The organism is Phenylobacterium sp. (genome assembly GCF_024508875.1).
Classification (GTDB): Bacteria; Pseudomonadota; Alphaproteobacteria; order Caulobacterales; family Caulobacteraceae; genus Phenylobacterium.
Map to the genome: position 1 here is coordinate 1 of NZ_JANINU010000083.1, position 8,628 is coordinate 8,628.

Sequence of the window (8,628 nt, forward strand, 5' to 3'; positions counted from 1 at the left end):
GGGCCGCGGTTGAAGTTCACCGCCGCCACGATCCGGTCTGGCGAGATGTTGGCGCCGTCCAGGTCGATGTCCACCTTGCCGTCGGCGTTGGAGTCGGCGCGGCCCTTCAGGTCGGCGTAGCCGGCCTGTACCGTCAGGCCCTCGATGGGCGTGCGGACGGTGGCGTTCAGCTCCAGGCCCTCGATCTCGACGCGCTGGCGCTGCACCTCGAACACCGTGCCGACCAACACCAGGAGCTGGCCCTTTCTGCTGGCCGACCAGAAGTAGGTGGCGCTGGCGTCGATCCAGCCGCGCTTCAGCTCCAGGCCGACTTCGCGGTTGTTCGACACGATAGGGCTGATGTCGAGGTAGTCGTCGATGTCGACGCCGTTGATGTTGATCGCCCGCGTGATGCGGCCGACGTCCGGGACCGTGTAGCCCTGGGCGTAGCTGACGTAGCCACGGATCCCGGGCACGGGCTCGACGATAACGCCGCCGTTGAACAGGGTGTCGTGGAACTCCGGCGCGCCGCCCGAGACGAAGCGCGAGCCGTAGAAGGCCAGGGTGGTGAAGTCGTCCACCTTGATCCGGACGTTCTCGTTCCGCAGGCCGCCGGCCAGGCGCAGCTTCTTGTCGAACAGGGCCAGGTTGGCCTGCACGAACGGGGCGATGGAGCGGTAGTCGGTCGGCGGCACCCATACGCGGTTCGTCCGCACCAGGGCCTGCTCGGTCTCGTCCTTCAGCAGGTCGAGGCCGACCGTGGCGGTGAGGTTCTCGAAGCTGGGGACGGCGCGCTCGTAGCTGAACTTGGCGCCCAGCTTCTTCGAGCGGTTCTCGGACTGGTCCAGCAGCGTGCCCAGCGGGGCGATGCGGACGTCCTGGAACGTGGCCGAGCTGTCGCCGCCGAACAGGTCGCGCGTGCGGTTGAAGAAGGCCTGGGTGACCAGATTGCCGCCCCACAGCGCCGTGTCGGTGTAGGAGATCGAGGCGCTCTCGGTGCGGCCGCGGGCCGGCGTGCCGGGCTGGACGCCGCGGATCGCCTTGGAGGGGACGCCGGTGGTCCGGTTGCCGGGCGAATTGACGTAGTCGCCGTCGCCCTCGAGCTGGAAGCGGCTGAGGATCAGGTCCACGCGCGCCGTGTCGCTGACCGCGTAGCCGAAGCGGCCGAACAGCGACCAGCTCTGGGAGTCCTGGGTCTCGCCCTGGGCGGCGTCGAAGCCGACGCGCTTGCCGTGGCCGTCGTAGTAGGCGCCGCGGGTCTCGTAGGCCGCGCCCACGGTGGCGTCGAACGCGCCGGTCTTCCATGCGCCCAGGCCGGCGGCCTTGTAGCCCGCGCCGTCGCCGTGGAAGCCGTTGTCGGCCAGGGTCTGGACCAGGGTGCGGCCGCTGAAGCCGTCGGCCGTAGGCGCGCCGACGGTCACCTGGTTGACGATGCCGCCCGTGCCGCCGATGCCCTGCAGGGCGTTGGAGCCGAAGATCACCTCGACGCGGTCCACGAAGAACGGATCGATGGTGAAGCCGTCGCGCGAGCCGTCGCGCAGGGGGGTCGACTGCGGGATGCCGTTGATGGCGTACAGCGGCGAGCGGCCGCGCAGGGTCTCGCCGGCGCCCGACAGCTTCTGGCGAGTGGGCGAGAACGACGGCGTCAGCGCCGCCACGGCGTCGACCACCGAGCCCGAGATCTTCACCTGCTGGTCCAGGGCCGATTTGTCGATCACGTCGACGGTCAGCGGGATGGCGTTGGCGGGCAGGATGGTGCGCGCGGCGGTGACGACGACCTCGCCGACTTCCGGTCCCGCGTCGGCCTCTCCGGCGAGGGCGGGCCACGCGGTCAGGGCCGCGCCGAGGGTCAAGGCGATGGTGGAAGTCGCAGTACGCATAGGCCCCCTCAGGTGTCGAGGGACGCCCTATAGATCACCCGATCATGCGAGTCATTCGCATTATCATCCATCCTGAGGTTTTGCCGTTCGGCCCAGCGCCACGAGGATGACGGCCGCGGCCAGCGCGACCGGCGCCATGGACAGGAAGACCTCGCCCGGCGTCGCGCCGGCATTGCGCAACTCGCCGCCGATCAGCGGCCCGGCGATGGAGCCAAGCCGGCCCACGGCGATGGCAGTGCCGGCTCCGGCGCCGCGCAGGTGGACGGGGTAGAGCATCGGGGCGACGGCATAGAGCGAGAACTGGGCGCCCATCACCAGGAAGCCCACCGCGCCCGACAGCGCGAGGATCGCCGCCGGCGCATCCGACACCGCCAAGCCTGCCATCGCCGCGGCCAGAGCCAGGTAGACGGCCGCCAGCGGTCCGCGCCAACCCAGTCGGTCCGCTATGGCGCCCACCAGGATCGACCCCGCCGCGCCGGCGACGTTGAACACCATCGCCGCCATGAACCCCTCGGACGGCGGGTGACCCTTGTCCACCACCAGGGTCGGCAGCCAGTTCAGGCCCAGGTACAGCACCACCAGGGTCAGCATGAACGCGGCCCAGATCAGCACGGTGGCGGCGGCCCGGCCCTCGGCGAACAGGCCGCGCGCCAGGTTGCGGTCGGCGGCCGGATCGTGCGCGGGCCGCGTCTCGGGCAGCAGGAAGACGATCACGGGCAGCAACGCTAGCGGCGCCAAGCCGCCGGCCACGAAGATCGCGCGCCATTCCAGCCCGTCGCCCATCAGCCGCGCGATCAGGGCCGAGATCGCCCCGCCCGCCGGCATGCCGCAGAACATGGCCGAGACGGTCGCCGCCCGTCGCTCGGGCTTGCTGATCTCGACGGCCACCGCGATCAGGTTCGGCATTGCGCCCCCGAAGCCCAGGCCCGTCGCGAAGCGGGCCCATAGCAGCGCCTCGTACGAGTGGGCCATCGCCGTCAGCAGCGAGAAGACGCCGAACGCCGCCACCGAACCCAGCAGCACAGGCTTGCGGCCGTGGCGGTCGGCCAGCCAGCCGCCGACGAGGGCGCCCAGCACCAGCCCTACCATCGCCGCGCTGCCGGCCCACCCCTGCTGGCCCGGGTCGAGCCCGAGTTCGGGGACCATCCTGGGCGCGGCCACGCCGAAGGCCTGGATGTCGTAGCCCTCGATCGCGGCGATCAGGAAGCAAATGAAGACGACGAGGCCCGCCCCGCCCCCTCCCAGCGACTTTGCCTGCACCGCGCTTCCCCGAATCCGCCGAACGCCGGACCATGCCATAAGGTCGCCGGAAACCTAGCGCTGCCTTGGGGTGTTTAGGGGACCGCGTGTCGAACCTCGAAAGGACCAAGCCATGCGCAATCGGCTGATCGCCGCGATCGTGTTCGCCACTGCGGGGACCGCCCTGGTCACCGTTCCCACGGCGGCCGAGGCGAAGCGGGTGCTCGTCTGCAAGAGCGTGAAGAAGAGCGCCAACAAGGGGACCGTCATCGGCGCCGTCTCGGGCGGCGTGCTGGGCAATGTGGTCGCCGGGCACGGCGCTAAGACCGAAGGCACCCTCATCGGCGCCGGCGTCGGCGCGGTCGCGGGCCACCAGATCGCCAAGAGCAACGCGAAGAAGAAGCGCTGCCACTACGAATACCGCTGACGCTCCTGTCCCACGCAGTGGGAGAGGACGCGATCACTTCCGCAGGCACATCCACCGCGTGCGGTGGAAGTTCGGCGCGTTGTGGGCCCAGCCTGTCACCCGCGGGCTGACCAGGCTGCGGTTCACGACGAAGAACATCGGCGCGACGCCTTCGTCGTCCAGCAGCATCCTCTCCGCCCGCGCCAGAATCTGCGCGCGGCGTGCGGCGTCCGGCTCCTGGTCCGCGGCGGCCAGCAAGGCGTCGTAGGCGGGGTTCCTGTAGTCCCCATAGTTCTGCGCGCCGGTGTCGGACTTGAAGAGGCCCAGGAACGTCACCGGGTCGTTGAAGTCGCCGTACCAGCTCATGTTGCCGATCTCGAAGGCGCGGTTGCGGTAGGCGGCGAAGGCGACGCCGCCCTCGTTCTGCTCGATGCGCGCGTCGACCCCGATCGCCCGCCAGTCGGCCTGCACGGCCTCCATCAGCAGGAGGGTGTCGGTGTTGTTCGGGGTGGTGATGGTCACTTTCAACGGCCGCGTCTTCGTGTAGCCCGCCGCCGCGAGCAGGCGCCTGGCCTCGGCCTGCCGCTGCGCGAACGGCAGCGCCGTCCAGGCCAGCTTCGGGCCGTCCTTGACGTAGTTGGCGGTGATGCCGGGAACGAACGCATAGGCCGGCTGCTGGCCCGCGCGCAGCAGCTTGGCGGTCATGAAGTCGCGGTCGATGGTCATCGACAGCGCGCGCCGGACGCGGATGTCGCGGAAGGCCGGCACGGCGGCGTTGAACGACATGTAGGCCGTGGCCAGCGAGACGTCGGTGCGCGCGACGCCCGGCATGGTCTTCTGCAGCCGCTCGTAGCGGTTGGACTGGAAGCGGGTGTTGAGGTCGAGTTCGCCGCGCGCCACCCGCCGCTCGGCGCTGACCACGTCGGGCGTCGGATAGTAGTTCACGCGGTCCAGGCAGACCTTGCCCGCGTCCCAGAACAACGGGTTCTTCACCACGGTGATCCGGTCGCCCAGTCGCCAGGACAGCAGCTTGAACGGCCCGTTCGAGACGTAGCGGCCCGGCTGGACCCAACCGTCGCCGTACCGTTCCACGACGTGCTTCGGCACGGGATAGAACGACTGGTGCTTCAGGACTTCGGGCAGGTAGGGCGCCGGGTGCTCCAGCGTCATCTGCAAGGTTCGCGGATCCAGCGCCCGCACGCCCAGGCTCGCGAGCGGCGCCTTGCCCTCGTTCACCGCCTGGCCGCCTTTGATCACATAGAGCAGGTAGCTGTAGATCGAGGCCGTCTTCGGATCGAGCGTCCGCCGCAGGCCATAGACGAAGTCGTCGGCGGTCACGGGCACGCCGTCCGACCATTTCGCGTCACGCAGGCGGAACGTCCAGGTCAGGCCGTCAGGGCTCACCGTCCAGCTTTCGGCCGCCCCGGGGATCGGCTTGGCGTCCGGCGCGTCGGTGGTGAGCCCCATCATCAGGTCGCTGATGATCGAGGACTCGTCGATCAGATTCGCCTTGGCCGGATCGAGCGTCTGCGGCTCGGTGTTGTTGCCGTATTCCAGGCAGACCTGGCCCGCAGGGCAGGCCGCGCGCTGCGGGGCGTTGCTGCAGGCCGCAAGGGCGAGCAGGGCGAGGAAGGCGGCGGCGAGCGGCTTCGGCACGCCGCCATCAGTCCACGCGGATTCGGCGCCTGTCGAGGCCTTCGGCTATTGCAGTCGGAACTCGGCCCCGATGGCCTTCAGTTCGGCCGGCCTGATCAGCTTGCAGTGCCCGACGGTCACCTTGAACAGCGGCCCGTCCAGCGTGCGCGTCCAGAAGTCGAGGAACTTCTTCAGCGTCGGGAACTCCGGGAAGATGTCGTAGTCCTGCCAGACGTAGCTCTGCAGCAGGCTGGGGTGGTCCGGCATGCGGTAGAGGATCTCGGCGGTGGTGAGGCTGTAGCCTTCCAGTTGCTTCCGGAACTCGGGCGAAACCTTCATCAAGCGACCTCGCGTCAAAGCCCTCGCGCGGTCGGCGACGTCCCTGGCCGCGCTCGACGACAGGAAAACTGATTCTGGATGAAAGCTCTATGAATCCAAAATCTTAGCACTCGGATGGGGTGGCTGCTGCCAAGCTGCCTTGCGGCTGATGATCTTGCCAAATTTTGCCATGTGTTTAGCGGCTGCCCATGGCCACGATGAACATTTCCCTGCCGGCTTCGCTCAAGGCGTTTGTCGATGAACAGGTCGAGGGTCGCGGTTACGGCACCAGCAGCGAGTATGTGCGCGAGCTGATCCGCCGCGATCAGGACCGACAGAAGTTGCGCGGCCTGCTTCTCGAAGGCGTGGGCTCCGAGCCCAGGGAGGCGGCGGACGCATCCTATTTCGCCAAGCTGAGGGCGCGCGTCACGGGTCGCGCCGAGGGCTGATGGCCAACAAGCCGGTTATCCTGCGCGACGCCGCAAGGCGCGACGTCGATGCGCACCTCGACGACTATCTGACGACGGCGGGAGAGAAGGTAGCGCTGCGGTTCGTCGCGGCGCTCGAGGCTGCTCTTCAAGCCATGGCTGTCCCTCCGGGCGCCGGCTCGCCGCGGTACGCTCACGAATTGGACCTGCCGGGACTGAGAAGTCGCGGCCTGGCCCGGTTTCCGTTCCTGGTCTTCTACCTGGAGCGCGAAGACGTCATCGACGTCTGGCGCGTGCTTCACGCCCGCCGCGACATCCCGGCCTGGCTGCAGGACCCTTGATCAGAACAGCTCCGGGCGGCGCACCCGCAGCGCCAGGATGAGCGCCAGCGACTTCAGGTCCTCGACCTTCCGCTGCTCGACCCACGTCCAGAGGAGCGACAGCGGGACTTCCTCCACCGCGATGTGCTCGTGCTCGTCGGCCACGCCTCCGCCGGCCGCGATGCGGTCGGCCGCCGTATAGGCGGCCAGGAACAGGTCGACGCGTTCGCTCGACACGCCGGGCGAGGCGAAGGGCGAGCCCACCGCCTCCAGCCGCCCCAGGCGCACGCCGCACTCCTCCAGCGCCTCGCGGATCGCAGTCTCCTCCGGGTCCTCGTCCTCGACCCGGCCCGCCGGCGCTTCCAGCAACTCGGGCGGCCCGCCGGCCCAGATCACCGGCGCCCGGGGCAGGTTGACCAGCAGGGCGGTCCGGCGTTCCGGATCGTAGGGCAGCACGCAGGCGGCCCGGCCATGGTGCGCGATCTCGCGGTTGAACGCTTGCCCGTCGGGGCCGGAGAGCGTCGCCTGCAGCAGCGTCACGTAGCCCTGGTAGACGGTCTCGACCTTGCGAAGTTCAACGGTCGCCATTTCGCCACTCTCCTGACCGCCTTCCGCCGGGAACCGGACCGATGGTCCGTCGTTGCGTAGCGTCCCTGGGGAGCTGGCCATGCCCGACATTCTTCCGCACGTCGAGGAGCCTCGCCCGCTACCCCGCGGTCCCGCTGGCCAGATCGCCGCGGCGGCCGAGCGGTTGCCCGACTTCGACGACCCGGCGTTCGGGCGGATGTTCGACCGCTTCGGCGACGCGCGGGTGGTGCTGTTGGGCGAGTCCAGCCACGGGGCGTCCGAGTTCTACCGGGCGCGGGCGGCGATCACCCGCTGGCTGGTCGAAAAGCGCGGCTTCAACATCGTGGCGCTGGAGGCCGACTGGCCCGACGCCCGCGTGCTGGACGCGCGGGTGCGTGGCGGAAAAGCCACGGCGGGCAAGGCCTTCGCGCGCTTCCCCTCGTGGATGTGGAAGAACCGCGAGTTCGACTCCTTCCTGGCCTGGCTCTCGGGCCACAACGCTTCGCGTTCGCGCAGCGACCGGACCGGCGTCTACGGCCTCGATCTCTACAATCTCGCCGGCTCCATGCGGGCGGTGATCGATTATCTCGACCGTGTGGATCCGACGGCCGCCGGCGTCGCTCGCGAGCGCTACGGCTGCCTCACGCCCTGGGCCCAGGAGCCGCAGGCCTATGGCCGCATGGCGGTGTCGGGCCGCTACGCCGGCTGCGAGGGGCCGGTGACGTCGATGCTGGCCGACATGCTGGCGCGGCAGGTGCGCGAGCGGCCGCGCGGCGATGGCGACGACGCCCTGATGGACGCGGCCCAGAGCGCGCGCCTCGTGAAGGACGCCGAGGCCTATTACCGGGCCATGTACTACGGCGGCGCCGAGGCCTGGAACCTGCGCGACACGCACATGTTCGAGACGCTCAAGGCGCTGATGGAGGCGAGGGGGCGGCACGCCCGCGCGGTGGTCTGGGCGCACAATTCCCACGTCGGCGACGCCCGCGCGACCGAGATGGGCCCGGTGCGCGACGAACTGAACCTGGGCCAGCTCTGCCGCCAGCACTGGGGCGAACAGGCGCGCCTGATCGGCCTCGGGACGCACACGGGCGCCGTGGCCTGCGCCAGCGACTGGGACGGGCCGATGGAGGTCAAGGCGGTGCGCCCCTCGCTGCCGGAAAGCCTGGAGCGCCAATCGCACAACGCTGGCCTGGACCGCTTCCTGCTGGACCTTCGCCCCGGTGCGAACAGTTCCGTGCGCCGCGCCCTGACCGACCCGCGCCTGCAGCGCTTCATCGGCGTCATCTACCGCCCGGAGACCGAGCGCTGGAGCCACTACGTCGAATGCCGGCTCTCCGAGCAGTACGACGCTTGGGTCTGGTTCGATGAGACCACCGCGGTCACCCCACTGGGCGCGCAGACCGTCGGCGTCGGCGAAGACGAGACCTGGCCTTTCGGATTGTAGCGCTCTCCCTCCCGATGACGGGGAGGGAAATGCCCTAACCGATCGAGACCCGCAGCATCCACGCATGCTTCTCGTGCGCCTCGACACGCGCGTCGATCAGTGAAGCGGTGACGTCGTCGGCGCCCTCGCGGGCGGCCTTGGCCGTGGCCACGAGGGTGGCGTGGTCGGCGACCAGCTCCTTCAGCATCTCGTCGGCGGATTTCTTCGGGTCGCCATCCTTGATGTGCGACAGGTCGGCGAAGGCGCCGTAGCCCTGGGGCGCGTACTCGCCCAGCGCCCGGATCCGCTCGGCGATCAGGTCGATCGACGCCCACATCTCGGTGTACTGCGTCATGAACAGGGCGTGCAGCGAGCCGAAGTTCGGGCCGCGGACGTTCCAGTGGTAGCCGTGGGTCTTCAGGTAGACCGC

General features: G+C 69.5%; 10 protein-coding genes. 4 read left to right on the forward strand and 6 right to left on the reverse strand.

What is annotated here, in order from left to right:
- On the reverse strand, window positions 1–1,859 hold a 1,859-nt coding region (locus tag Q0L11_RS07615), incomplete at its 3' end, for a TonB-dependent receptor (RefSeq protein WP_296596438.1).
- 63 nt (window positions 1,860–1,922) lie between these two features.
- Window positions 1,923–3,119, reverse strand: coding sequence for an MFS transporter (locus tag Q0L11_RS07620; protein ID WP_296596439.1), 1,197 nt, complete (start codon window positions 3,117–3,119; stop codon window positions 1,923–1,925).
- 112 nt (window positions 3,120–3,231) lie between these two features.
- Here Q0L11_RS07620 and Q0L11_RS07625 point away from each other — a divergent pair, with 112 nt between their 5' ends.
- A complete protein-coding gene (locus tag Q0L11_RS07625; protein WP_296596440.1) occupies window positions 3,232–3,525 on the forward strand; it encodes a glycine zipper 2TM domain-containing protein in 294 nt (97 codons plus the stop codon).
- A gap of 33 nt (window positions 3,526–3,558) precedes the next feature.
- Here the strand turns inward: Q0L11_RS07625 and Q0L11_RS07630 are convergent, their stop codons facing one another.
- Together Q0L11_RS07630 and Q0L11_RS07635 are read right to left on the reverse strand one after the other, a co-directional pair.
- A complete protein-coding gene (locus Q0L11_RS07630; RefSeq protein ID WP_296596441.1) occupies window positions 3,559–5,160 on the reverse strand; it encodes a peptide ABC transporter substrate-binding protein in 1,602 nt (533 codons plus the stop codon).
- Window positions 5,161–5,205: 45 nt separating this feature from the next.
- Window positions 5,206–5,478: an usg protein gene (locus tag Q0L11_RS07635; protein ID WP_296596442.1), complete on the reverse strand. Its 273-nt coding sequence runs from the start codon at window positions 5,476–5,478 to the stop codon at window positions 5,206–5,208.
- A gap of 188 nt (window positions 5,479–5,666) precedes the next feature.
- On the opposite strand from Q0L11_RS07635, the gene Q0L11_RS07640 reads away from it, so the two are divergent.
- Window positions 5,667–5,906 carry a type II toxin-antitoxin system ParD family antitoxin gene (locus Q0L11_RS07640; protein ID WP_296596443.1) on the forward strand — a complete coding sequence of 80 codons (240 nt, stop codon included), beginning with the start codon at window positions 5,667–5,669 and terminating at the stop codon, window positions 5,904–5,906.
- Window positions 5,906–6,226, forward strand: a complete 321-nt coding sequence (locus Q0L11_RS07645) for a type II toxin-antitoxin system RelE/ParE family toxin (RefSeq protein ID WP_296596444.1) — start codon at window positions 5,906–5,908, stop codon at window positions 6,224–6,226. The genes Q0L11_RS07640 and Q0L11_RS07645 overlap by 1 nt, the downstream gene beginning before the upstream one ends.
- Here the strand turns inward: Q0L11_RS07645 and Q0L11_RS07650 are convergent, their stop codons facing one another.
- Window positions 6,227–6,793, reverse strand: a complete 567-nt coding sequence (locus Q0L11_RS07650) for an NUDIX hydrolase (protein WP_296596445.1) — start codon at window positions 6,791–6,793, stop codon at window positions 6,227–6,229.
- A 79-nt stretch (window positions 6,794–6,872) separates the two neighbouring features.
- Here Q0L11_RS07650 and Q0L11_RS07655 point away from each other — a divergent pair, with 79 nt between their 5' ends.
- The gene (locus Q0L11_RS07655; protein WP_296596447.1) at window positions 6,873–8,219 is read left to right on the forward strand and encodes an erythromycin esterase family protein; all 1,347 of its coding nucleotides are present in this window, start codon (window positions 6,873–6,875) and stop codon (window positions 8,217–8,219) included.
- A gap of 34 nt (window positions 8,220–8,253) precedes the next feature.
- On the opposite strand, the gene Q0L11_RS07660 is transcribed toward Q0L11_RS07655, so the two are convergent.
- A partial coding sequence (locus Q0L11_RS07660; protein ID WP_296596448.1) for a DNA starvation/stationary phase protection protein occupies window positions 8,254–8,628 on the reverse strand: 375 nt, incomplete at its 5' end.